Consider the following 23,405-nt stretch of genomic DNA (forward strand, 5'->3'; position numbering starts at 1 on the left):
AAGACGGTCCGCCCGCGATGGTATCTCTTCTAAAATAGAATAGAGACGGCGGCTCTCGAACGGGTCGACGGTGTCCTGGGCGATCAGTTATCCGGCGAGTAGTTCGGTGCTTCGTCCGTGATGACGACGTCGTGGGCGTGACTCTCGGCCTGTCCAGCCGAGGAGACGCGAACGAACTCGCTGCGTTCCTTGAATTCGGGGACCGTCGCCGCGCCGACGTAGCCCATGCCAGACTGCATTCCGCCGGCAAGCTGGTGGAGCTCGGATTTGAGCGTGCCCTTGTACGGCGTCGCGGCCTCGACGCCCTCGGGGACGTAGTCTTCCTCTTCGTCGGGCTCTTCTTTCAGGTAGCGGTCGCTGTCACCGGACTTCATCGCGCCGACCGATCCCATGCCGCGGTACTGCTTGTACTTCTTGCCGTTCATCGTGACGACGCGGCCGGGAGCTTCGTCGGTTCCGGCGAAGTACGAGCCCAGCATGACGGCGTCCGCGCCGGCGGCGACCGCCTTGATCGCGTCACCGGAGTAGCGGATGCCGCCGTCCGCGATGACGGGAACGTCGTGTTCGGCTGCGACGTCGGCGACCTGTGCGACGGCCGTGATCTGGGGCATGCCCGCACCGGAGACGACGCGGGTCGTACAGATCGAACCAGGACCGATGCCGACCTTGATCCCGTCAGCGAAATCGACGAGTTCCTGGGCAGCCTCGCGGGTGCCGACGTTACCGACGACGACGTCCGCCTGGACTGCGGATTTGATCTCGCGGGCGCCCTCGATGACGTTTCGGTTGTGCGCGTGTGCAGTGTCGATAAAGAGGACGTCCGCGCCCGCCTCGTCTGCAGCCTCGGCACGATCCTGCTCGAACGGGCTGACGGCGACACCACAGCGCAGGCGGCCGTCCTCGTCGCGGACGGCCTCCTTGTACTCGCGACGCTGGAGGATGCCCTGCATCGTGACGAGCCCCACGAGGAGATTCTCGTCGTCGACGACCGGCACGCGCTCGATCTTGTGGTCGTACATCAAGTCGAACGCATCGCGTGGATCGACGCCCTCGTCGACCGTGATGACCTCGTCGGTCATCGCCTCCGTGACCGCGTCGTCCTCGTTGACCTCGAGGTGCGGGCGGATGTCCGTACTCGAGATGATGCCGAGCACTTCACCGCGCGTGTTGACGACGGGTGCGCCGCCGACGCCCTGGCTGGCCATCAGGTTGTCGACTTCGCGAACGGACATCTCGGGGTCGGCAGTGACGACGTTCTCGGCAGGGATGACGAGTTCGTCGGCAGTCTTGACGCGCTCGATCTCCTCGACCATCTCGTCGATGTTCATGTTGCGATGAAGGACGCCGAGTCCGCCGTGGCGGGCCATCGCGGTTGCCATGTCGCTCTCGGTGACGGTGTCCATCGCGGCCGAGAGAATCGGGACAGAAACCTCGACGTTTTTCGATACCTTCGAGGTGAGGTCCGCGTCGTCCGGTTCGACCCGGCTCTCCTTCGGTCGGAGGAGGACGTCGTCGAACGTCAGCGCTTCCGGTACCTGGAGTTTCGAAGAATAGGGCTCGTGCTGTGGAACGTCGTTCGCCATGTAATCCGTCCGGACCCGCGAGCAAAAAACGTTGCGAGATGTAACCCGGCTGTGAATGGACGGCACAGTTTCCATAGCTCCGGTCGATAGACGCCAACTCCAGATCCGTACATCGCGAGCCGTATCTGGGCGTTAGTGTTTACGGACAAATGTATCGTGAAAGGCCGTCTCACACAACGTTTATTGACAATCCGGCCATCGGTCTGGGTATGTACGCTGTGAGTTCCAGCGAAGCCCGAATCGGTGGTCGGATGAGTGCCGTCTCCGCCTCCAAATTTACATTCGGGAAAATTAAACTCACAGCACGGGGCCTCAATTGGACGAACTGGTGGAACCTGCTTCGATCCTGCCACCAGTCACAACCCGAACGGGAACGTCCGTCATATCACCCACAGGCCTCGGGTCATGGCCATCGACCCTAAGCCATGAGTTCGTCCGAACACCCGGTTGCCCTCCGCCTCGAGTCGTTAGTCGGTGGTAACGCTCGCCTGCTGGCGCTGGTGATGATGCTGCCGTTGATCGACGGCATCTTCCCGGCGCTGATTCTCGCCGGCGCACTGGACGATCCCATGGGAGCCGTTCAGGTCGGCCTGCTGATCTTCGGCGGGAGCGCAACGGTCGCCGTCATCCTGGCGGAGATGACCGGGACGCCCCGCGAACAGGCCAAGGTCGTCCTGCTGGTCGGCATCCCGTTGATACTGCTTGCAGCCGTGCAAGCGGCGCTCGCGCCGGCGATCGAGAGCGTCCTCGAGATCGTCATCTTCGAACGGTTCGCGGCGCTCGTCATCCTCGCTATCGCGGCCAAGACCGCGAGCGCGACGATCGGCGAGTACCTGCCGAGCCCCGCCGTCATCATCGGGCTCGGACTGATCGCGAGCTTAGATCCCAACGGTGCGACGTTCGCCGTGATGGACGACCCCGCGCTGGTCGCGAACTCCGTGCTCGCGGCGGTCGTCGGCGTCGTCTTCGCGCTCGGGGTCGCACTCGGCGGCCCGTACCTGCGCAAGTACATGGACATCGACCGGTTCCGATTCGGTAGCGCGGTCGCGCTCGGTCTGCTACCGATCGCGCTGGTGGCAGACACTTTCGGTCAGGCACCACTGGCCGCACTGATCGTCGCCGCTATCTTCGCGATCGACCCGCCGCTCGAGCGCGACGAGGAGGACGACGACGAGTCACTGGCCCCGGCGGTGGGGACGGGACCGTTGCCGGACGGCGGCAACTGGGGTGCCTACGGCCGGAAGAAGCAGGAATCGGGCGACGGTGCCGAGTCCGGCGACCAGGAGACGTATCCCGGTGACGACACGACGGACAGCGAAGGCCGGGCCCCCTGGTTGTGATAGCTCGAATCGAAACCAATTTAGGGGGCATCCCCTTACGAAAAGGCGAGGGGTTGTGGCCAAGCCAGGCATGGCGACTGACTCCAGAGGCACGCGCCCGGGACGACACTCCAGACTGATATACTGATCGAACGCCTGATCAGCGTTCGTGTGATGACCCTCTGGAGTTCCGAGGCGCACCGGAGATATCAGTCGATCGGGGGTTCAAATCCCTCCGACCCCATACTTCTGTCGCGAGCAAACCCGCGAGCGACAGGTATGTGATTCGGTGAGATTCAAGTCCAGAGTACTCGCTTTGCCCGTCTTCTGGCTCAAATGTCTCCGACCACTGCAGTTTCGGAATCCATCTACAGCACTGGATCGACGGGTTCAGCCATCCAGCGCCGTCTCATCTGGGTAGCCACGTCTGCGAGGTGACAGCGACGAGCACAGTCGTCCGTCTATCGAGAATTGCTCTCGCGAAAAGCACCGGGTCTCGGGGGTTCAGGCCCGAGTGTAGCATGAGAGACGGTGCCAGGTTTCTTTGGTGGGTGCCACCAAAGAACCCGGAGGAAAATTGGCCAGTGTGGATAAAGTAGCTGTGGAGGGTGTCAAATAACCCCATGTATAGAAAATTCTAAGTATGTGTATTGGTGGCAAACAACTCTGGGGCGGTGGCGGATCTCCCTCGAGTTCCACAAACAGCGGGTAACGAACGTCGATAGCTGTGGCGGCGTCGGTCGGGTAGCACGTCCAGCAGTTACAGCACGGCAACCGCCTCGTATACGAGGTCGGTCCACTCGAGGGATCTAGCCGGCGAGACAACAGATCACGCAACGCTTGCTGGTGTCTCGTCCCGTTCCGAATCAGTAACTAGCGGATAGTCGATCCAGAACTCGGGTCGATCATAGGGAACGACAGGTTGCATCGGGAGGGCGGGTCCACCGTCCTCGACCGCGAGCATACCGATCGCCTCGAGTCGCTGGATAATGGGTCATGTTCAGCCGGAACGGAGTACCAGCGTCCGACTGATTACGAAATTCTATAGAACGCTCGATCCCGGTCACTATCGGGCGCTCTATTTCTCGGCGGACTCGAGGTCGCTCGCGTCGAGTTCGCCTGCGAGATACTGTTCCCCTTCTATAGTCAGTCGATAGAATCCACGGGATGGTCGCTCGAGCAGCCCGAGTTCGGTGAGCTTTCGGCACCGCTCGCCGACGTAGTTGTTCGTCTTCCCAATTCCGTCGGCGATCATTTTCGGCGTTCCTCCCCCCTCAGAGTCGAGAAACTCGAGGATCTCGTCGTCTGCCCGCGTCATCCACTCGGCGCGTTTTCGCATCTCTTTATAAATGTCGACTACGTTTTATTGAAATTGGTCCAAAGCAACACTGTAGAATTGTTCCCACAGCCTATAGAATTGCTAAGCACAGATTTATGTAATTAGAAAATAGTTATTCGGTAGCGCGAGTCCTACGTGGGTCTGGCCGATCGTCAGGGCAGGTACGAGAAGACGACCCGGTGTTTGGGGCACCGGATCGAGTGGCTCGCGTAACCGCAGTACGCAAGCCATGTCTGAGAACGAATCGCGGGACCTTGAAGGCCCCGACACGGTAGATGCACCGTCGACGACGGACCGTACGGAACGATCAACTATCACAGGTGAGAGATCCAGCGACGACGACACCCACGTGACGGGACTGTGTCCGACCGTCGAGAGCTACGTGCTCGCCGAACGGGACGGCGACGAAGCAACGTGTCTTATCTGCGGTGAGCCACTCGAGCACGTCGTCTACCCTGAAGACAACGGTACCGGCACACTCGAGGTCTACGAGACAATTGGGCGACTGGACGGCGACGACAGGCTCGAGCATCTGGTCGACAACGTCACCGACGAGCGTATCCTCCGACTACACTTCGACGGCGCAGCGACGCCGTTCTACGCGGACTACCGCCAGACCGACGACGGCCTCGAGTACGTCGACGAGGGAAACACTCGAGACACTACGTCGGTCGTGGCAATCGGCTACAGAATGGCGACGGCTACGTTTCACGAGTTCGTGCCGCTCGAGAAGAGTCTGTTCGTCGAGGAAGGAACCGACGGTTGAGCAACAACGACAGTCACTGCAGTGGTAGCCCGTCTTCGACTGTTGCACAGCCGGTTGCCGAATTTCATACACTGGTCTATCGTAACTGCAGGTACCGAAGACCGGACTCGAGATCACGCGATACTCGCCGGCGTACCGTCGGATCCCGAATCCTCGACCAGTGGGTAATCGATCCGGAACTCGAGTCGATCGTAAGGAACGACGGGCTGTGTCGGGAGTCCAGGGCCGCCTTCGTCTACCTCGAGCAGACCGATCGCTTCGAGTCGCTGGATATCCCGTGAAACGTCCCCGACGTCTCGCTCGACGAGATCAGCCGTCTCACTCACACTTTCGGGTTCATGTTCGGCAATGGCCTGGACCAGCTCGAGACGAACTGGCGTGAGGTGAGTCGTCAACACGTCGTAGGAGGGAAACGCGACGATCGCCTCGTCGTCTCGATTCTTGAGGTCGGCTGGCTCGCTGTCCGCCGCGTCGCGAACGCGCTCGAGGGTTTTCTCCCGGACGGAATCGCGGTTTTCGAGGGTGATGTAGAGCGTTTTCATGGTCTCGTGTTCTGTCGAGAGTTATTTGAATAACTGTTCGAAACCGACTCGTAATTCGGTGCCAAAACCGTTCTAACCCGAGATTTTCGATATGCAGGACGACACTCACTATGATATTGAAGTGACTAGGAGATATTTCGGAGAATTCAATTTATAGGTCAGGAATATATTTTCCTCGAAATCTGCCATATCACACCGCCAATTTTGTGTTCACTAAGCAGAGAGAATATATATGGCGAAAATATCTACCCGAGTTCCAGACGAGTTACGAGAAAAACTGGAACGAGAAGCCGAAAAGAACGATATCTCGATGTCTCACTACATACGCCTGATTTTATACTCACGGCATAATTTACGAGACTCATACGATACCTGCGAGGAACCGTCAGATAATTCTCAAAAACTCGCTGAACGGATAGAAGAACTCGAAAAACGAATAAATGATTTAGAGAAGCAATGTAGAAACCAGAATATGGGGATAGACGATTATGTAGAAGAGAGCAAAAAGAATCCGGAAGAAACTATTAGATCTCAAGTCCCAGCTAACCTAGTCTCACTTGTTCTTGAGATAGACGATGTTGTCCAACAAGTTTCTGGAAAAGAAAATTATAATTTAAAAGAATCGAATAATGGGGTGACATATTACCCTGATTTACCAGGTTATTTAGGATATGCATTCATGACTGTCCAGCCAAGCCGTGGAGAAAATCACGTAAATATACACTTTGACGGGTCTGCGAAGAAGAGTGTTAATGAAAACCCTATTTCGAACTCTTCTATCCCATCAGCGCGCAAAATCCCTTCCAATTGGAAATGGAGTGATTCATTCAGACTGACCGTTGAGATCAATAGACAATCTGATATTGACGATAAGGTTAAAAAAGCAATCGAAAAAACGTTTAACCAACTGGAACAATAGATTATAATCCAGAAAGTATTGGCTTTAACTCCCAGATTTATTGATTTTCTGTTCTAGCAATTAGTTCTCGATTGAATGTCTTACCGTCCTCCCCGTAGTGCACTCGTCGGTGGCAGTTCGGACAGAGCGCCACGACGTTGTCGGGGTGATCCGGCCCGCCGTCGCTCCGGCGGTGGAGGTGGTGCACCTCGAGAAACGGCGCTCCATCCCTCCCAGTGAACGGCGCTGGCTCCCCACACCCCTGGCAGACGCCCTCCGCAGCCCGGAGCGCGTACTCCCTGACGGCCTCCGAGCGCGAGTAGCGCATCTGGGTCGCCCCCTCGAGTTCGGACTCTGATACCGAGTTGCCTTTCGCTCGGTCGTACAGCGTCTCGAGGGCCAGCGCCTCGAGGTCGTCCGCCTCAATCGCGACCTCGTCGTCGACGGGCTCGAGTCGGAACCGGATCGCCTCGCGCTCGTTCCCGTTCGTGTCCCGGAGTCGGTCGGTGAACCAGCTGTCGTACTCGAACTCTCCCACGTAGGTGATACTCCAGGCCTCGTCGTTGCTCTCGAAGAGGTGGAGTTCGCGGCCGTCCTCGCGGTGGTCGCGGATCGCCCGGTTCCCGCCGGTCATCTCCATGTCACCCTCCTGGCCCTCGCCGGTGTAGATGAACGTGTCACCGCGGAACTCGTCCCTGTAGCCGTGTTCCTCGCCCGCGTCGCCCGCGAACAGGAACACGTACGGGTGGTCCTTGCAGGGCGCGATTCCGCGGAACTGCGTCCCACCGTACTCCTCGTGGAGTGTGATCCGATGGTAGGTCGCGCCCTGCTCGAGGTCGGCGACGGCCGGAATGTCTTCGATCATCGGGGCTTACAGTGAATTGGAGAGTCGAGCGAAGAGATAGTTGTGGCCGAGTGGAGTGTTGGTAGGTATGTGGATTCGGTCGGTGTGCTCGAGCGGTTAGCCGACGAGTTCGCGTCCGTTATTCCGGAGGTTGATTCGAGTGTCAAACACGAGCGATGGAAGCCTGGTATTGGGCTGTTCGAAGAGGAAAGACAACTCGAGATGATCCTCGAGGCACTCGAGGGTTCGTTTCGGGAGACGCTCGAGACGGGATGAGACGATTTTGTGCCAAGCTTCAGCTAGGTACGGGCTGGTGTGATCTCTGCACGTACTATTTCGTTACAAAGGATTGAATACATCTCTTTCAATAAATATAATCAAGGTTGATAGCAATGGTTGAGATCAATACTGATGGTATAAAAGAGAATTCCTCAAATGAGGATTCTTCTGACGAAGACGCCACAAAAGCCGAAGTAGTTGATGAGAATGAAAGTAACTCTCTCCAAAAAATGGATGAAGAAACTGTGTCAGAAATTGTGAGTTCGGCTGCAGACACATATTTGAAAATCCAGCGAGAAAATAAAGAACATAACAGATCAGTACTAAGAATGGAAATGATATACAATGCGAGTATCCTCGCGGTTTTATCCTTACTCATCCTTACAATGGTTTTTCTAGCAAATCTTGACCCAATGCTGGGTTTAACATTTATTGCAGGGCTTGCGACTGGTTTCGGAACGAATACTGCACTAACTTCCCTATCTTAGTAGATTAATCAGAACGCAAATAGAGACCACCGTCGAAATTCTCTTTAAAATAGTGTCTCGGCGATCTCGTGGCGCTGCTCGAGCGTGAGATCGGACCGCTGTAGAACCGTCTCGATACGCTCGACGAGCTTGACGACGTCGTGGCAGGCGAAGGCGACGGAGTCGGATCGGTTCACGTCGCAAAAGTCGGCGGCTTTCTCGATTTGGTCGTATCTCTAGGCGTTCCCGTCCCCGGTACGGGTCCGAACGGAGCCTGGAACATCGTCAGTTCGAGCCATGCTCGTGAACACGACCCCTTATTTCCTAGTTTTTCGGGTGACTCACTCGATCACTCTTTATAAAGGGGTGTCGGAGTGCGTCGTGATCGGCGTCGACGTCGAGTCGATCGAACTCGAAATCGGCTCGATATGAACACGGGCGTTCTCGACTCGTGTTCATATTCGGGAAATCGATCTTCGCGACGTGCGAACCCCATTTCTCTGAGGAGACATGCGTTGAGGATGCCGTCACCAAGGCTCTGTTACAAAGAATATACCGGGTATGTCCAGCGAATGGTGACCAATTCACGGCGACTACTGGAGGTATCTCCAGTGGGGTTTGGCGTCGTTTCAGTGAGGATGTAGCAAGGGATCGTCGTCTGTAGTTGAGAGTCTTGGCCCTCGTCAGTGGGTTTACTAGTTGGATAGGGAAGCTGTAATTCATGTGCACGACCGATATTAAGAAAGAACTTAGCGTATGTTACACCATTAGCGGTGCCGCTGTGTCGATAAAGGTTCCCATCAGCTTCGAGTTTCTGTTTGAAGGATTCTATTAGCCGAATGACTTGTGGCGTTGAGACCTCATCGACAAGTTCCGGATCTGTGGTTGGTGAGATGCATATGAACTTGACGTGGCAACGAGTGCGGTTGTTGTCAACGGGAGGTGGGTCGTAGCCACCAGGAGCACGAATATCAAACGATGATGTGTCACTGAGTGCGTCCTTAACAATTTCCTTTACGTCCTCTAATCCTCTCCCATCATCAAGAGTCACAAGGATTGGGAAAAGATCACTTAATGTATCAATTTGATAGCCGTATTTTAAATACTGAATTGTGAGACCTTCCACATTGGTTTCACCTGCAGTTATTTCAGGAACAGCGTCCTGATAGATAGCGCCAATTTCGTCACTCATTCATCACTACCTTGATATTAACAATATCCATCAATTCTTCTAACGCACCCAACTCGTCTTCGGAAATATCATACATACGCTGTTCTGAAAGCGCATAAAATAACCGTTGAGCATCTTCACTAAGATGTTCAAGTATTTCCTCTTCTCTATCAGAAATCCAGGATTCAGCCTGGGTTAGAACCGAATATGATCGAACTATATTCTCTTCGACTGGCAACTCCTCACCTATGTGCTCAGTGATTTTTTCAGGTAGTGTTTCATCTAAAATACTTGAATAGGTAGATAGAGTCGATTGTTTTGAGTGCCACCGGTCGCTCAACGTATTCCTCCAGTTATTAACCTGATGGGTAGTTGTCTGTACCGATTGTTGAAGTTGTCCAAGACTTTCTGGTATCTCTTTCTGCCAGTTCTCAATTGTGTTTGTAAATTCTATGTTTTCACTCTCAAAATCCATAATATCATACAAAGCCTGGACCTCGGCTAACAGGTTCATGTTCTCTGCGATGTTAGAAACACCCTTAGCAATGTCTTTGAATACGACACGAGGTTGTTTTCGTATTTCCTCGAGTCGATTTTGCAACTCGCTTCTAAGCGTACTTTTTAATGGGACTATATCTGGTGTAGACTGAACATTTTCGTTAATCTCTTTTATAAGGTCAGAAATTTCAATGTCCTTGTCTGAATGTAATAACGGCTCCCAAGTATGGACAGCCGTCAGCTCCTTGGGAGCCCACGCATATCTGCTGAGTTGATCAGAGAGTGATGTCAGAGTGGCATGGCGCTCTTCAAGTGTGTCAAGATACTTGTTCAGCGATTCCGGACTCGTAACCTCTGTAGGTGCATCACCGATATCATTCCGTAATACTTGCACTACCGGATCAGATAATTCTCTAATTTGATCTATAAGTTGATTTGTTTCTTGAAGTGTGCGTTCAGGATGTTGCTCAGCAATAGCCCGTAGTTTCCCCCGTACTTCGCTTTCTTGATCCTCCGTTAGTTCAACCCCCAGCTCTGCATAGAGCTCTAAATAACTTTCTTGAATTGATCTAATTAGCGGGTTTTCGTAAGCTTCTTTCAACTCATCTTTCGTATCAAGTACCGTTGCTGGTGAATCTGTGTCAGTGAGCGATGAAATGATGTGATCCAGAGACGATGCAAACCCTTGCCGCTTTTCTTCTGGTAGATTCGGATACCGGTCTTCAATCTCCTCTACTGTCTCTTGATATTTGTCCAACTGAGTTGCTAATCGATCCCATTCAGAATGGGCCGTAGTCAACTTTGAGCCCAGTCTAGTAAATAGTTCCTCTCGTCGCTCCTCAATCTCTTTCTGGTTCATACTTCACCCCCTGGAAATGATATGTAATTTGAGAACTCTTGGAGATTATTTACTACCGTTTCAGCCGACTCTGCAGCTTCTGCGGCTTGATTATCGATCTCTTTTGTTTTCTTATTGAGTTGGTTTAGTTGATTCACATCATCTTCAACATGCCTATCCAGTGTTTCGAGAAGATCGGAACGTTCTATGGGAACTTCTGAAGTTCCTAATCGAGTTGAGAAATCAAACACACATCTTCCCAATTCGTCTAAGAATGTTTGTAGCTCAGCCTGATTGATAGATGTCTGGCTGAGTGTTGTAGTAGAATTTAACCACTTACGAAGAGAGCGATACTCATCTTTGAGTTCGTTAATATTTGAGTAGAGATTAACTTTCCCTAATGGATCTTGGAACTGATCCACGGCATTCTGCATGACGCTTTCGTATCTATCAGCGATACTCCATAGGACTGCTGCAGCAGCAGCGAGTTTTGAATTATTCTCAACCTCTGTGGCTAAGTCTCCGACACCCTCGGAAACGGCTTGGATGTTCTCACGGTAGGCAGAGACATTTGATTCTTGGAATCGTATCGGTTCCAGGTCTGTAACATCGGCAGGTGGTTCTATGTTCTTATTTAGATATTCAATTTGCTCATTGACATCGCCCATTCGCCTGTCCAGTTTATTGAGCTTATGTTGCAGGTCTTTAAGATCATCTACCAAAAGAGTGCTATCTTCATGTAGAACCCATTCTAATAATAAGCCTCGAAAGAGATCTTCGGTCTGACGCTTCCCCGCTGATAAATCGGTCAGAACCGCTAAGCCCTTTTCTTCTTCGTCACGATCTTTATTAATGTGGACTATTCTGTCATAGACTACTTCTTTACCTTCATTATTCAATTCACAAAGAAATGCGAGCGCTCGTTGCAAGCGTAAGACTGGACGACGAAGTTGGCCATCTTCGGTAAGGTATTTGTGCCGAACCTCCATCGCACGGCCATGAATCCCATTGTTCTCACCTTCGAATACCCGATTAAAGAAATACTGAGCTCGAAACCACCTGGTGTTCGGTGCGTAGTCTTCGTGGTAGGCTTGTTCCAGAGCAGATATGAGTTGCTGATGGGGAACGTCCTTATTGATAGATCGCTCGGCAAATACTAGTCCATACTCTAACCCATGTTTTGGCGTGGCACTTGTGCTTGACTTCCCATAATATGGCATTCGGCCATCCAAAGCTGGGTCTTGCCAAATTAGATATTCCGTTTCTTGCAATGTGTATGCGTTGGTGAACGATGCTTTGGAACTCCGAGCGGATTGAGTCCCGAGGCGCTCTAAATCAGTGAATAATGCATTGATTGTATTTCGAACCTGGTCGTCTGTTGCTTGTGGAATAACCGTTTTTTCAATAAGTTCAGACCCAATGACTCCCGAAAAGTCATGGATGTCTAGATAGTGATTCAGTTGTAGGATGAAGTCCCAGAGACGTTGACCACCAACATATTCAATAGTCAGTAGTTCGTGTTCTGTAAGTCGTTTAGCATGCGTTGGTATACTCCATTTCTCAGCTTCCGTACTATCAGGGAGTAACACGACAGTTGTCTCAGTGACATCAGATTGCTCTGAAAGTTTTTCAAAGACGGACTGTAGGGCATCTTCTGTAGGACATAATCGAACTTTCAGATTTCCGCCTCTGAAAGATAACTGAGGATCAAACCGTATTGCTGATGAATTGGCCTTTCGAAGTTCAATAGTATCCATCTCAGTCAATTCTTCAGGATTCAAAGCAAGTGGGGGATACGCCTCTCGGATGATGGCGGGATTCACCGTCCACACTTGTACGTCATACTCATCAATTTTTTCGAGGGGATCGTACAGATTTGACCAAGTATTTGCTATAGATGTGATGTCCACGTCGCCTAATAATTGTGTAGCGTCTTTTCTTGTGTCACCTCGTTTTTCGAAAGAAGAAATAAAATCGATAACCGTCTTGAGAAGGCCCTCCATATATTCATCTCGCGAAAAGGCACCACTAGGAAGAAACTTCTTTTTGGCTTTTGTATCTTCAGTTACCCATCCAGTCGGGGGTGAAAACCCTTCAAGAACATCAAGTAAGTTGTCACTGATGATTTCAAATACATCTCCAGATAATTCTGCTTGATTTTGAATTGCATCAAGAAGGACTGTATGTGCCTCTGAAACCGAAATGGCTGTATTGGTGCTTTCAATGATCCAATCATCATAGGCAGGTTGTTCGAAGAGAACAGTTCGCTTGGCATCGATCAATTTGTTTCCTGGAACATCCGAATCACTCCAAACTGGAGCAATTGAATCGGCGCCATAGTACGAATGGCTTGAGGATTCGTCAAACCATTTGATAAATGAATCGTCATTCCAGTCCTCAGCGCTAGGTAAGTTACTGCTATGGTTAGTGATCCAACCCGCACGGCCTCGAGAGAGCCACCAAAGACCGTTGGATAGTGTTGTGGGTTGGTGGTTGTTGTTGAGTTGGTCCCAAATTGTGTCAACATCTATGATAGGGATACGAGCTTCTGAAAAACGCCTACGATCGGCTTCTCCGATAAGTTCGTAGGCGGATACGAGTCCAAAGCTCCAAACTTGAAAGATGTCAGTCAGTCCGTCAAGGATCTCACGTAGTGGATTGGCGTCATCCACATCCATGTATTCATCCAGTTCTTCGTATTTTTGCTCGACTTCGTCAATCAATAATATTCTTTTGTCCGTGGATATGTTTGAACCTTGAATGAAGTTTGAATAGAATTCATCCTTTCGCTCTGTAGTTCGAAATTCCGGAAGCCAATCAGAGTCTTCTCCTTTAAGTATTTTTGATGTTTCTTGGCTTATATTCTCTTCCAACCATTCTACGATTGGCTTGTCCGATGATTCATGAGCGTCCAGGATGGTCTTCAGATCAGTATAGACTGCGGGGATATCCCGCTTCCATCCTCGACGACATACTTCATACAAATATTGGGTCTTTCCAGCGCCGTAGGGGCCTACAACAGCGAGTGGATTCAAGCCTTGACCAGCTTCAAAGTCATCTAATTTAGTATTTAGCTCACGGTCTAATTCCCGATGACGATCACTCAGACTGGTATCCCATGCGACCGTGGGGTCAGCATTGAATTCGTCAGGCAAGGTAGTATCACTTGTTCTGAGCAATATATATATTCTTCCCTACTTATTGTCGGGCTTGCGCGGGTTAGTATAATGGAGTTTCCTGATAGCGAGATGGCCTTGGCGCACATTTGGCTTGATTTTCACCTCCGTTAAGTATTGCTGGCCAGTGTACTCATCAAATGAGTCCAATACGACCTCTGTATGTTGAGAATCATTAGGTTCCAAACGGGGTGCCTCGTCATCACCGAATTCTACTCGCTTCCAGTCTCGCGTTACCCCAGAATCTGGACAGACGGCGCGACACATTACAGTGAGGTTGTCTGCACTTGCATCTCCGAAATTTTCTAATCTAATTCGCTGTTTGACGACAAACTCATCATCTTCTCGGTCAACTAAATTTGTATCTGACTCCTTTGACCAGGGGGGGTTCTGATTAAACTCGACACTTAATATCGGCACCTCCTTTCGGAGAGTTCCTTCTAAAAAAAGAATTGTGGCATAGAAGGCGGTAACGTTGACTATGAGATCGTCCGTGAACGGAAGGAATACAACGAATGCCATTAAGCTTGCACCCCCAATTACCCAGGATGTATGTGAGTAAGGAAAAACTGGCCAATAAGCGTAGAACCTATTATAAAACCATCCAATGAATCTTATAGCAAGTGGCCATCCGTTCTTATACGCATATCGCAACCCGAATATTATTCCAACGAGAAAAATGGTGGCTGCACCGGCAATGAGACATCGCTGACTCGGGAGATTGAACTGTAACGAGTTCAAATCCCAATCACGCAAGAGTATGTAGAGAGATAATTCTCCCATAATATGCTTTCTATCCTACCAAACCGATCAGTGTTTAAAGAAATTTATGATATGTGACCGAAAGAGATTCAATTATACCTCCGAAATGCGCGAATAGTCTATTGCCTGGGTCTGTAGTGTGATGCTGTTATCATAAGCATTGTAGATGTTCTTGTCGATCTTGCCACCATCTCGCTCATCGTACTGCATCTCGTGCCACCAGATATGTTTCAGGCATTGTTCGTCTTGGAGATCTCCAACATCAGTAGTGATCTTGAATAAGATCTCTGCAAAGTGGATTTCGTCCAATGATGGCAATTCGGGGTCAGGGTTATCTGATGAGGGGTATTCGTTCGGGAAGACGACTACGTCAGGGATCACGCGACCGTTCTCCGTACGGGCACCGGCTGGTGGATCACGGATGATCATGTACTGCGGGTCTTCTTCTTGGTTCAGTCCCCATCGAACTGCCCGGTTGATGACCTCGTTCAGCCGGGACGCAGGGGACTTGGTGTTTCGAGCATTCCGCTCACTCCACAGCATCAGTGTATCGGTATTGGTTGGAACCAGTAGATGACCGATACTCTGCCCTTCACCTCCCTTCACGTCCATCGCAAACATCTTACCAGTGTCTTTGAGTCGGCCTTTGAAGTCGATACGTTCACTCCCACGCTGGTCAGTGAATGAGAGGTATCCTTGCTCCTCGGCGGGTTCCAAGAAGACCTCGCGGACTATATCCTCATTGTCCGCGCCGTGGGACTGGCGGAAAGTCCCCCCGAGTGAGAAGACTGCATCTTTGAGTTCGCGTTGGTAGTCGCCGGCATCAATGTCCCAACCCTCAAATACCTCTGGATGTTCATTCCCGAGCGACTTAATGAGTTCCTTCACCTCGTCCAAGGTCTGTTCGCGTTCGTCGGTACCCAAATCGGTAAACCCGAGTGTATCGGTCCAAGGATTTTTGCCAGACACATGAGAACCCCTATACTACGACAAGATAATCTATGAATCCTCAATCGGCTATGTATTGTCTTTTGCCTAGGTAATTAATTCAACTGGGAATTTTCGACTGGAGTTCAAAGTGAGGGTACTGGCTGTTCAGAACTCAGTTAGTGAGCGTTGTTGTACAGACACGAGCCGCTCACCGATAACTTCCCGGAACTCCTCGTTCAGCTCGTAGCCAATACATCGGCGATCGAGTTCGAGAGCAGAAGCTGCGGTTGTCCCACTTCCGAAAAATGGGTCAAGGATTGTATCGCCCGGTTCCGTCGAAATCTTGGCAATACGGTCGATGAGCGATGTCGGGTAAGGGGCCTTATGTAGCACGTTCTGGCCGACACTCCCTCGCTTCACTGGGTGTCGCCACAGATTACCGAGACGGTGTTCCTCCGCGATGGCAGGGTCTTCGGGACCGTTTTGTCCCTCTTCTTCGCGGAATTTGTGGTGCTTCGACTTTGATAAGTAGACGACATATTCCCTTTTGTTTACCACGTTGCGGTCGGTCATGCCAGCTATGGCGGTGGGCTTGTACCAAGTGACCAAGTCCTGAAGGACAAACCCTACATCCTCAGCTCGTTCAGCGATGTGATATGGAAGGAGTTGGAGATCCCCACGCTCCATGACGGTGTCCACCACCACCCACATTGTCCCATCGGTGCGTAGTACGTCATAGCACTCGCTCCAGACTGCCTCCATCCGGTCATGATAGTGCTCATATGACTCGTCGGCTGTCCCAATTTGGTTTTCGTGCCCGTAGTCCTTGAGGTCCCAGTACGGTGGAGAGGTGATGACCGATTGGACGGTTCCATCTTCGACCTCATCCATGTTTTCACTCGAACTCCAGTAGACTTCGAGGCCGTCGAATGTATCGAGATCAGTCATTTACTCGTTCACCTCTTCACGTAGTGCTGTAGCATCCAGTTGCTCAATAACGCGTTCCTCACCAGTCACGACATCGTCGATGTCGTCTGCCCAAAGTGTACAGACAGTCTCGCCTTCGTCTGATCCCACGAGAACGCACCGGCGGAGTGCCTCGTGGAGGGGGATTGGTTCTACCTCGTCAACCTCTTGATTGTCGGTTTGTGTACGATCTTCATCTAGCCAGACGTTGCCCGGATCCTTGCCGTCAGGATTGTAGCGGCGGACCTTTGTATCGTGATAGGCACTGTTACCTTCTTCACGTTTGCCACCCCATTCATTGCCCTCGTATACGTGTGCCACTCGAATATCATCCTTATGGAACTGATAATTACGCTTGTCTTTCACGAAGAACAGAATTTCATCATATGCCGATTCCATATCCCCGTCACGGTCCTCCCAACGGTGGACGGTTATCGTGTTCTTCAGGATGAGCCCTGATTCTTCTCTAGCGTAGTCGGATACTGCCATCGCAACAGGCCACATACAGCCGTCTCGATACGCGTTCGGCGCTACGACCCACAGCGTCTCGGTTGGATTCATGCGCTCATAGATAGCGCTCCAAATCCCATCCGTGGCATTGAAAACATCGCCTTGGGTGTCGGCATCTGACACTACTCTTCCGAGGTCTACGAGATACATCCGATTGGTCTCTCGTTTACTCTTTGGAGCACTTGACTGTTGCACCATCTTCACGCATAGATAGCCATCTAACTATGCATAGGTATTTGGGTATACATCGCTTATCAACGACCCATACAAATCCCAGGACGAAATGGGGCTAACCCTGACAGACGCGAAGCGTAGGATACTCTCTCAACTTGATGAAGAACCCCGTCACGGCTACGCACTTGCCAAAGACCTCGGCAGACAAGGCCCTACAGTATACGAACACCTACAGGAACTAGAAGAGGCTGGGTATGTAGAGGGGGAGCAAGAAGGTCGACGAAAAATATACTCGCTTACCGAGCGCGGCAAACTCACTCTACAAGCCGAACGTGCCGGTGAGTGAACCTCTTATCCCACTCCTTCGATCCTACAGAATATCATCCAAGAACGATTTCACTTTCACTTCCACCCCGCTTTAGAATTACCTCTTTTACATACCCGTTCGTCGCTGTTCATATGGCGGTGGCGATGAAAATCAGTCTCGAGAATAGGGCAGATCGCTGGCGATTCGCCTGCCCTGCAGGCCATCGAAGCTGGGATATGACGAATCATCACTTCTGGTACGATGCATGCTCGAGATCGGCTGACGACGACCTCGAGCCGGAGTTCGACGAACTGCTCGATCTCAAGCGGTACGGACTGGTCCCGCGAAACAAGATCGAACTGACGTACCTGGAGAACCAGCCGTATGATAACTGTCGCTCGAGCTCTCGAGACGACCTACGTTCCAAAGGACCTCGAGCATCGCGAAGGCCAGATCAGCCAACTCGCTGCCGCACTGGAACCGATATCAGACGGGATGAGCGGTGAGCACAGCCTGATCTTCGGTCCCTCGGGATGGGGGGGGAAGACGACGCTAGCGAAGTACGTCGTCCGGAAACTCCGGCAGGAGTCGTTCGGAGTGCGACGCGCCTACTGGAATTGTATGTCCGGCTCGTCGAAGACCGAAGTGCTGCATGGGCTCGCACAGGACTCCGGGATCGGGAATCATCTCTCGAGGGACGGGACAGCTACCAGCACATTTCTCGGTGCGTTTTGCGACACGGATGATCACGATCGACGAAGACGACTTTTTCGCGAACCACCAGCTCGACGGACGCGTGAAATCCCGCTTCTCGAGTGGAAGACGCTCCGTTTCCGGAAGTACACGCACGAGGAGTTAGTTGATATTCTGTTGACTCGGATCGATGCAGTCCTGCGACCAGGCGTGATCTCCGTGGACGTCGTCGAGTACATCGCCGACATTGCAGCTGGCGACGCCGGGGAAGCGATCGGACACATCGAGAATCCACCACCCCACACAGCGAGCCTATTTACCCACACATCACGTAAGAAACCCTGTATGCCAGAAGAAGTCCTCTTCGAGACCGAGAGCCGCCAGGACCGCGCTGCCATCGCGGACTACCTCCGCCAGGTCGCCGACAACCTCGAGTCCGACGCCTCCATCACGCTCACTGCAGGCGACCAGTCGGTCACCATGGACCCGCCGTCCCAGCCCACCTTCGAGGTGAAGGCCGAACGGGAAGGACCAACGGACGGCCCAGGTGAGCTGAGCATCGAATTCGAACTCGAGTGGGACGAGAACGATGACGGCGGCGACGGTGACGGCGACCTCCAGATCGAGTAACCGAATCGGCTGCCGCTTGCCCTATCCTTTTCTCTCGCACCCTCGTCCCACGGGTATGACCAAGATCGTCGTTCTCAACGGCAGCGCCCACGGCCACCCCTCGAGCGAGTGTGCGGACGTCCTCCGGGATCGACTCGGTGACGACTACGAGGTCGAACTCGCGCAGTCGCCAGCCGAGGAACCCACGTTGCTCGAGGACGCCGAGATCGCCATCGGAACCGACCTCTCGCCGGAACTGCTCGAGGGCGCGCCGGACCTCGAGCTGTTCGCGTGTGCCTCCGCCGGCGTGGGCCATCTCGATCTCGAGGCGTTTCGCGACCGCGAGGTCGCCGTCACCAATGCCTCGGGGGTCCACGGGCCGAACATCGCCGAGCACGTGATCGGCTGGATGCTGATGGTCACCCGCCGACTCGACGAGGGGATCCGCCGCCAGCGACGCCGGGAGTGGAACCACTTCCAGGCGTTCGGCGAACTGCAGGACTCGCGGGTCTGTATCGTCGGTCTCGGAGCCATCGGCGAGGCGATCTGCGAGCGACTCGAGGGGTTCGGCGTCGAGACCGTCGGCGTCCGCTACTCGCCGGAGAAGGGCGGGCCGACCGACGAGGTCTACGGCTTCCAGGACATCCAGTCGGCGCTGATCGACGCCGACTACCTCGTGATCGCCTGCCCGCTCACCGAGACCACCGAGGGGCTGATCGGCGAGGCGGAACTCGAGACGCTGCCGACCGACGCCGTGGTGGTCAACGTCGGCCGCGGTCCGATCGTCGACACCGACGCGCTGATCACCGCCCTCCGGGGCGACGGCATCCACGCCGCCTGCCTGGACGTCACTGATCCCGAACCGCTACCCGAGGACCACCCGCTGTGGAACCTCGAGAACGTCTACATCACGCCGCACAACTCCGGACACACGCCCCACTACTGGGAGCGCGTCGCCGAGATCCTCGTCCGAAACGTAGAGCGCATCGAGGAGTCGGGAAGCTACGAGGACCTCGAGAACCGCGTCGACGCGTAGCTGACCTCACTTTCCCCGACGCTGGCTCTGCTTTTGCCTGCAAGCACAGACGCCAGTGTACCGGACGCGGTAGTTCTGTCGACCCCCGACTGCGGGTGGTTAGCGAGTTCATATCATGTCCGACGATCCAGAGTCACCAGACCACGACGAGGAGATCGAATCCGACGGCGGCTCCCAGGAGGAGACAGGTGTCGACGACCACGAGGAGACAGAGACTCGAGCCGACGGCGGCGACGACTCGAGCCAGGCCGGGACGAGCCACGACGAGGGCGTCGACGAGAACAGCAAACACGAACAGCTCGACGAGGTCCGCGAGAATCCCGAAGGCGAGGAGCTGACGAGCGACCACGGGGTCAAGATCAGCGACACGGACAACTCCCTGAAGGCGGGCGAGCGCGGGCCGACGATCATGGAGGACTTCCACTTCCGGGAGAAGATGACCCAGTTCGACCACGAGTCGATCCCGGAACGGGTGGTCCACGCCCGCGGCACCGGCGCGCACGGCTACTTCCAGCCCTACGAGGACCCGGACTTAGGCGACGAGTACGACGACATAGAGGACCTGACGAAAGCGAAGGTCCTCACAAACTCCGACCAGAAGACCCCGGTCTTCGTTCGGTTCTCGACGGTCGTCGGCTCGCGAGGGTCCTCGGACACCGTCCGGGACGTCCGCGGCTTCGCGACGAAGTTCTACACCGAGGAGGGCAACTGGGACCTCGTCGGGAACAATATGCCACCGTTCTTCATCCAGGACGCGATGGAGTTTCCCGACCTCGTCCACGCGATTAAACCCGAACCCGACGACGGGATGCCCCAGGCGTCGGCGGCCCACGACACCTTCTGGGACTTCGCCTCCCTCAAGCCGGAGATCACGCACATGATCATGTGGGTGCTCTCGGGTCGCGCCCTTCCACGGGCCTACCGCATGATGCAGGGCTTCGGCGTTCACACCTTCCGCCTGGTCGACGACGACGGCGACTCGGTGTTCGTCAAGTTCCACTGGACGCCGAAACTCGGCACCCACCAACTCGTCTGGGACGAGACGACGAAGCTCTGGGGCAAAGACTCGGATTTCAACCGGAAAGGCCTCTACGACGTCATCGAGGAGGGGTACGACCCCGAGTGGGAACTCGGCGTCCAGATCTTCGACGAGGAACAGGCCGAGGAGTTCGACTTCGACGTCCTCGACCCGACCAAGATCGTCCCCGAGACCGAGGTACCGGTCCGACCGATCGGCAAGATGGTCTTAAACGAGACGCCGGACAACTTCTTCGCCGAGACCGAACAGGTCGCGTTCCACCCCGGGAACGTCGTTCCCGGGATCGACTTCTCGAACGATCCACTCCTGCAGGGTCGGCTGTTCTCCTACCAGGACACCCAGCTCAACCGCTTCGGGAGCGCCAACTGGGACGAGATCCCGATCAACCGGCCGATCGCCGAGCGCCACAACAACCAGCGCGCCGGGTTCATGCGCCAGGAGATCAACGAAGGGAAGGCATCCTACAAGCCGAACTCGATCGGCGACGACGATCCACAGGAGGTCCCCGACGAAGAGGGAGGCTACGAACACTACGCCGAGAAAATCTCCGGGGAGAAGATCCGCAACCGCAGCGACAGCTTCGAGGACCACTTCACGCAGGCACGGCTGTTCTGGAACAGCATGTCCGAACCCGAGAAGGACAACATCGTCGACGCCGCCCACTTCGAACTCGGCAAGGTCGATCGCATGGAGATCCGCGAGCGGATGGTCTACGACCTCTTCAACAACGTCGACCACGAGTTCGCCAAACGCGTCGCCGAGGGCATCGGCGTCGACCCGCCCGAAGAGCCCGGCGACGAGATGCCGACCCACGACAGGGAGGATCCGTCGCTCAGCATGGAAAACCGGACGCCGGACACGATCGAGACCCGCAAGATCGCGATGCTCGTCGACGACGGCTTCGACGGCGAGCACGTCTCGGAGATTCAGTCGGCCCTCGAGGAGGAGGGCGCTCGAGTCAAGATCGTCTCGAAACTCCTCGGCGAGAAGTCGGGGGCCGACGGCGAGACGGTCGACGCGGACAAACACCACGTTGCTGCGGCTTCGGTTTCCTTCGACGCGGTCGTCGTCCCCGGCGGCAGCGAGAGCGTCGACGCGATGCGCCAGCAGGGATCGCCGAAGCACTTCGTCGCCGAGGCGTTCAAACACTACAAGCCGATCGCCGCGGTCGGCGAGGGGACGGAGTTGTTCGAGACAGTCGACCTGCCGGACACCGAAATCGCCGACGAGGGCGACCTCGAGTCGGACGCTGGCGTCGTCACCTGCCGAAACGACGACCTCGAGGCGTTCGTCGAGGAGTTCGTCGACGCGATCGCCGAACACCGCCACTGGGACCGCGATCCGGCGGAAGTGCCTGCGTAGGGTCTCGGACGCGAGCCGACGCGGTTGTAGATACGGGCACCTCTCCCGCAGGTTCGTATGCTGTTCGCCCACGCCGGAGACGGGACGAGAGGACCCTGGCTCGAGGCGAACGCGGTCCCGTCAGGTGTCAGTGTAGCGTCCCCTCTCGAACTTCGTCGTCGTAGGCGAACAGCGCGTACCCCACTTCGGCGACGCTGTACCCCGTCTCTTCTGCGATCTCTCGGATCGGCCCGATTATCGTCACGTAGTCGTCGGCGTCGAAGCTCTCCTTGCGCCCCTCGAGGTAGTCCAGCCGCTCGAGCGAGGCCCAGACGCGGGTGTCGACGACGGCGTGGTGGTCGGGATCGGAGGCGGCCAGCACGCAGGACGCGGTCGGTGCCTTGAACCCCGAGAGCCCGGTCAGAAGCTGGATCTTCGAGAAGTCGTCCTCGACTGCGAGGACGTTCTCTGTCACGGTGCGACACCGCTGCTCGGGATTGGTCTCGACGTGGTAGGCGCTGCGAGTCGAGGATTCGTAGGCGATTTCGTAGAGCTGATCGCGCGTGAGATACCCCTGCTCGCGGTACGTCTCGCCGAACTCCTCGAGGCGTTCCGGGAGTACGCCCTGGGTTTCGGCGTAGCGCTCGAGGTTGGTCGCGACGAACGACTCCATACGGGAGGCTGGAGAGAGCGGTTACTCGATCGTTTCGGTTCGAACTGGGCAAATTGTCGGCTCGTCGCTGCCGACTGGAGTTACGATAATTCTGACCGTGCAACAAACACATATATGATCGAGCACCTATCTATCGGGATGAGTGTTACTCGACGAGAACTACTCGGCGGTGCCGGGGCAGTGTTGCTAGCTGGCTGTCTGTCGGCCGATGCCGCCGATACGGACTGTGAGACGGAGATCGAAACCGAGGAACGGACGCTGGTCGACGAGGGGAAGACGGTCACTGCAGGAAGCAGTTTCACGTGGCCGCTCGACCTCGAGGACGACGTCCGGATCGCCGTCGACGTTCGGACGATCGACGGGGCCAGACCGACGCTCGAGGTCGAGAACCCGGACGGGGATACGATCCTCGAGACGGACCCCGACGGACGCCTCGAGCGGGAGTTCCGGGCCGACGGCGACGGCCGATACTACGTGACACTCGAGAACACGGCGTTGCTCAACGCGGGAACGTGGGACGTTCGGTTGGTCGCACTGGTCGATTACGAGGTCGAGAACTGCGATTGACGGTGGTGGGGCGACGAGTCGTCGCGGCGACTCGGCCGTCCGATCAACCACGGCGACCGTCGCGTTCCGTTGACTCTC

Annotated in this window: 24 protein-coding genes and 1 tRNA gene; 11 read left to right on the plus strand and 14 right to left on the minus strand. The window is 54.5% G+C overall.

All coding sequences use genetic code 11. From position 1 onward, the window contains the following. Window positions 1–83: 83 nt before the first annotated feature. Window positions 84–1,583, minus strand: coding sequence for an IMP dehydrogenase (gene guaB / locus BLR35_RS06655; protein ID WP_090379133.1), 1,500 nt, complete (start codon window positions 1,581–1,583; stop codon window positions 84–86). 425 nt (window positions 1,584–2,008) lie between these two features. Here guaB and BLR35_RS06660 point away from each other — a divergent pair, with 425 nt between their 5' ends. Next, window positions 2,009–2,923, plus strand: coding sequence for a DUF5794 domain-containing protein (locus BLR35_RS06660; RefSeq protein WP_090379136.1), 915 nt, complete (start codon window positions 2,009–2,011; stop codon window positions 2,921–2,923). 49 nt (window positions 2,924–2,972) lie between these two features. Beyond that, window positions 2,973–3,146, plus strand: a tRNA-Trp gene (locus BLR35_RS20605). 585 nt (window positions 3,147–3,731) lie between these two features. Here BLR35_RS20605 and BLR35_RS21100 read toward each other — a convergent pair. Both BLR35_RS21100 and BLR35_RS06665 read right to left on the minus strand, forming a co-directional pair. Further along, window positions 3,732–3,866 (minus strand): hypothetical protein, encoded by a 135-nt coding sequence (locus tag BLR35_RS21100; RefSeq protein ID WP_280139356.1) that lies wholly within the window; start codon window positions 3,864–3,866, stop codon window positions 3,732–3,734. 114 nt (window positions 3,867–3,980) lie between these two features. Next, the gene (locus BLR35_RS06665; RefSeq protein WP_090379139.1) at window positions 3,981–4,241 is read right to left on the minus strand and encodes a helix-turn-helix domain-containing protein; all 261 of its coding nucleotides are present in this window, start codon (window positions 4,239–4,241) and stop codon (window positions 3,981–3,983) included. A 229-nt stretch (window positions 4,242–4,470) separates the two neighbouring features. On the opposite strand from BLR35_RS06665, the gene BLR35_RS06670 reads away from it, so the two are divergent. After that, window positions 4,471–5,007, plus strand: a complete 537-nt coding sequence (locus BLR35_RS06670) for a hypothetical protein (RefSeq protein ID WP_090379142.1) — start codon at window positions 4,471–4,473, stop codon at window positions 5,005–5,007. A 113-nt stretch (window positions 5,008–5,120) separates the two neighbouring features. Here BLR35_RS06670 and BLR35_RS06675 read toward each other — a convergent pair whose 3' ends face one another. Then, window positions 5,121–5,549: an HVO_A0114 family putative DNA-binding protein gene (locus BLR35_RS06675; protein WP_090379144.1), complete on the minus strand. Its 429-nt coding sequence runs from the start codon at window positions 5,547–5,549 to the stop codon at window positions 5,121–5,123. A 232-nt stretch (window positions 5,550–5,781) separates the two neighbouring features. Between BLR35_RS06675 and BLR35_RS20210 the strand changes: the two genes are divergently transcribed. Then, entirely contained in the window at window positions 5,782–6,468 is a 687-nt protein-coding gene (locus tag BLR35_RS20210) for a hypothetical protein (protein ID WP_139169247.1), read from the plus strand. 37 nt (window positions 6,469–6,505) lie between these two features. Here BLR35_RS20210 and BLR35_RS06680 read toward each other — a convergent pair whose 3' ends face one another. Then, complete coding sequence (locus BLR35_RS06680; protein ID WP_090379146.1) at window positions 6,506–7,312, minus strand: HNH endonuclease; 807 nt, start codon at window positions 7,310–7,312, stop codon at window positions 6,506–6,508. Between the two features lie 69 nt (window positions 7,313–7,381). Between BLR35_RS06680 and BLR35_RS06685 the strand changes: the two genes are divergently transcribed. Continuing rightward, window positions 7,382–7,567, plus strand: a complete 186-nt coding sequence (locus BLR35_RS06685) for a hypothetical protein (RefSeq protein WP_090379149.1) — start codon at window positions 7,382–7,384, stop codon at window positions 7,565–7,567. A gap of 116 nt (window positions 7,568–7,683) precedes the next feature. Continuing rightward, window positions 7,684–8,058 (plus strand): hypothetical protein, encoded by a 375-nt coding sequence (locus tag BLR35_RS20215; protein ID WP_139169248.1) that lies wholly within the window; start codon window positions 7,684–7,686, stop codon window positions 8,056–8,058. A 44-nt stretch (window positions 8,059–8,102) separates the two neighbouring features. Here the strand turns inward: BLR35_RS20215 and BLR35_RS21215 are convergent, their stop codons facing one another. The 8 genes from BLR35_RS21215 to BLR35_RS06705 form a co-directional block, all read right to left on the minus strand. Then, complete coding sequence (locus tag BLR35_RS21215) at window positions 8,103–8,261, minus strand: DUF7692 domain-containing protein (protein ID WP_449289331.1); 159 nt, start codon at window positions 8,259–8,261, stop codon at window positions 8,103–8,105. 317 nt (window positions 8,262–8,578) lie between these two features. Continuing rightward, entirely contained in the window at window positions 8,579–9,229 is a 651-nt protein-coding gene (locus tag BLR35_RS20220; RefSeq protein WP_139169249.1) for a hypothetical protein, read from the minus strand. Next, window positions 9,222–10,565, minus strand: a complete 1,344-nt coding sequence (locus BLR35_RS20225) for a hypothetical protein (RefSeq protein ID WP_139169250.1) — start codon at window positions 10,563–10,565, stop codon at window positions 9,222–9,224. Before BLR35_RS20225 ends, BLR35_RS20220 begins: the two co-directional genes overlap by 8 nt. Continuing rightward, window positions 10,562–13,699 carry a hypothetical protein gene (locus tag BLR35_RS20230; RefSeq protein ID WP_139169251.1) on the minus strand — a complete coding sequence of 1,046 codons (3,138 nt, stop codon included), beginning with the start codon at window positions 13,697–13,699 and terminating at the stop codon, window positions 10,562–10,564. Before BLR35_RS20230 ends, BLR35_RS20225 begins: the two co-directional genes overlap by 4 nt. Window positions 13,700–13,738: 39 nt before the next feature. Continuing rightward, the gene (locus tag BLR35_RS20235) at window positions 13,739–14,503 is read right to left on the minus strand and encodes a hypothetical protein (RefSeq protein ID WP_139169252.1); all 765 of its coding nucleotides are present in this window, start codon (window positions 14,501–14,503) and stop codon (window positions 13,739–13,741) included. Between the two features lie 72 nt (window positions 14,504–14,575). Next, entirely contained in the window at window positions 14,576–15,406 is an 831-nt protein-coding gene (locus tag BLR35_RS06695; RefSeq protein ID WP_244510195.1) for a hypothetical protein, read from the minus strand. A 171-nt stretch (window positions 15,407–15,577) separates the two neighbouring features. Next, on the minus strand, window positions 15,578–16,360 hold the full coding sequence (locus BLR35_RS06700; protein ID WP_090379154.1) for a DNA-methyltransferase: 783 nt from the start codon (window positions 16,358–16,360) through the stop codon (window positions 15,578–15,580). Continuing rightward, entirely contained in the window at window positions 16,361–17,038 is a 678-nt protein-coding gene (locus tag BLR35_RS06705) for a DNA methyltransferase (RefSeq protein ID WP_090379157.1), read from the minus strand. It lies immediately after the preceding gene. 133 nt (window positions 17,039–17,171) lie between these two features. Here BLR35_RS06705 and BLR35_RS06710 point away from each other — a divergent pair, with 133 nt between their 5' ends. The 4 genes from BLR35_RS06710 to BLR35_RS06730 all read left to right on the plus strand — a co-directional run bounded on the left by BLR35_RS06710 (window position 17,172) and on the right by BLR35_RS06730 (window position 22,108). Next, window positions 17,172–17,408, plus strand: a complete 237-nt coding sequence (locus BLR35_RS06710) for a winged helix-turn-helix domain-containing protein (protein WP_090379161.1) — start codon at window positions 17,172–17,174, stop codon at window positions 17,406–17,408. 999 nt (window positions 17,409–18,407) lie between these two features. Continuing rightward, complete coding sequence (locus BLR35_RS06720; RefSeq protein WP_090379766.1) at window positions 18,408–18,692, plus strand: amphi-Trp domain-containing protein; 285 nt, start codon at window positions 18,408–18,410, stop codon at window positions 18,690–18,692. Window positions 18,693–18,747: 55 nt separating this feature from the next. Further along, window positions 18,748–19,707, plus strand: a complete 960-nt coding sequence (locus tag BLR35_RS06725; protein WP_090379164.1) for a D-2-hydroxyacid dehydrogenase — start codon at window positions 18,748–18,750, stop codon at window positions 19,705–19,707. 115 nt (window positions 19,708–19,822) lie between these two features. Then, the gene (locus BLR35_RS06730) at window positions 19,823–22,108 is read left to right on the plus strand and encodes a catalase (RefSeq protein WP_090379167.1); all 2,286 of its coding nucleotides are present in this window, start codon (window positions 19,823–19,825) and stop codon (window positions 22,106–22,108) included. A 127-nt stretch (window positions 22,109–22,235) separates the two neighbouring features. Here BLR35_RS06730 and BLR35_RS06735 read toward each other — a convergent pair whose 3' ends face one another. Further along, window positions 22,236–22,760 carry a hypothetical protein gene (locus BLR35_RS06735; RefSeq protein ID WP_090379170.1) on the minus strand — a complete coding sequence of 175 codons (525 nt, stop codon included), beginning with the start codon at window positions 22,758–22,760 and terminating at the stop codon, window positions 22,236–22,238. 138 nt (window positions 22,761–22,898) lie between these two features. Between BLR35_RS06735 and BLR35_RS06740 the strand changes: the two genes are divergently transcribed. Continuing rightward, entirely contained in the window at window positions 22,899–23,327 is a 429-nt protein-coding gene (locus BLR35_RS06740; RefSeq protein ID WP_090379173.1) for a hypothetical protein, read from the plus strand. Window positions 23,328–23,405: the final 78 nt, after the last annotated feature.

Origin of the sequence: Natronobacterium texcoconense (assembly GCF_900104065.1) — an archaeon.
Lineage (GTDB): Archaea > Halobacteriota > Halobacteria > Halobacteriales > Natrialbaceae > Natronobacterium > Natronobacterium texcoconense.

Bases quoted from the DNA above. Each gene is read 5' to 3' on its own strand.
- BLR35_RS20210 (WP_139169247.1), top strand. From the start codon at position 5,782: ATGGCGAAAATATCTACCCGAGTTCCAGACGAGTTACGAGAAAAACTG.
- BLR35_RS20215 (WP_139169248.1), top strand. From the start codon at position 7,684: ATGGTTGAGATCAATACTGATGGTATAAAAGAGAATTCCTCAAATGAG.
- BLR35_RS06710 (WP_090379161.1), top strand. From the start codon at position 17,172: ATGGGGCTAACCCTGACAGACGCGAAGCGTAGGATACTCTCTCAACTT.
- BLR35_RS06740 (WP_090379173.1), top strand. From the start codon at position 22,899: ATGAGTGTTACTCGACGAGAACTACTCGGCGGTGCCGGGGCAGTGTTG.
- BLR35_RS06735 (WP_090379170.1), bottom strand. From the start codon at position 22,760: ATGGAGTCGTTCGTCGCGACCAACCTCGAGCGCTACGCCGAAACCCAG.
- BLR35_RS06700 (WP_090379154.1), bottom strand. From the start codon at position 16,360: ATGACTGATCTCGATACATTCGACGGCCTCGAAGTCTACTGGAGTTCG.
- BLR35_RS06660 (WP_090379136.1), top strand. From the start codon at position 2,009: ATGAGTTCGTCCGAACACCCGGTTGCCCTCCGCCTCGAGTCGTTAGTC.
- BLR35_RS06705 (WP_090379157.1), bottom strand. From the start codon at position 17,038: ATGTATCTCGTAGACCTCGGAAGAGTAGTGTCAGATGCCGACACCCAA.
- BLR35_RS06730 (WP_090379167.1), top strand. From the start codon at position 19,823: ATGTCCGACGATCCAGAGTCACCAGACCACGACGAGGAGATCGAATCC.
- BLR35_RS06720 (WP_090379766.1), top strand. From the start codon at position 18,408: ATGCCAGAAGAAGTCCTCTTCGAGACCGAGAGCCGCCAGGACCGCGCT.
- BLR35_RS20220 (WP_139169249.1), bottom strand. From the start codon at position 9,229: ATGAGTGACGAAATTGGCGCTATCTATCAGGACGCTGTTCCTGAAATA.
- BLR35_RS20235 (WP_139169252.1), bottom strand. From the start codon at position 14,503: ATGGGAGAATTATCTCTCTACATACTCTTGCGTGATTGGGATTTGAAC.
- BLR35_RS06675 (WP_090379144.1), bottom strand. From the start codon at position 5,549: ATGAAAACGCTCTACATCACCCTCGAAAACCGCGATTCCGTCCGGGAG.
- BLR35_RS06670 (WP_090379142.1), top strand. From the start codon at position 4,471: ATGTCTGAGAACGAATCGCGGGACCTTGAAGGCCCCGACACGGTAGAT.
- BLR35_RS06665 (WP_090379139.1), bottom strand. From the start codon at position 4,241: ATGCGAAAACGCGCCGAGTGGATGACGCGGGCAGACGACGAGATCCTC.
- BLR35_RS21100 (WP_280139356.1), bottom strand. From the start codon at position 3,866: ATGCTCGCGGTCGAGGACGGTGGACCCGCCCTCCCGATGCAACCTGTC.
- guaB (WP_090379133.1), bottom strand. From the start codon at position 1,583: ATGGCGAACGACGTTCCACAGCACGAGCCCTATTCTTCGAAACTCCAG.
- BLR35_RS20225 (WP_139169250.1), bottom strand. From the start codon at position 10,565: ATGAACCAGAAAGAGATTGAGGAGCGACGAGAGGAACTATTTACTAGA.
- BLR35_RS06680 (WP_090379146.1), bottom strand. From the start codon at position 7,312: ATGATCGAAGACATTCCGGCCGTCGCCGACCTCGAGCAGGGCGCGACC.
- BLR35_RS06725 (WP_090379164.1), top strand. From the start codon at position 18,748: ATGACCAAGATCGTCGTTCTCAACGGCAGCGCCCACGGCCACCCCTCG.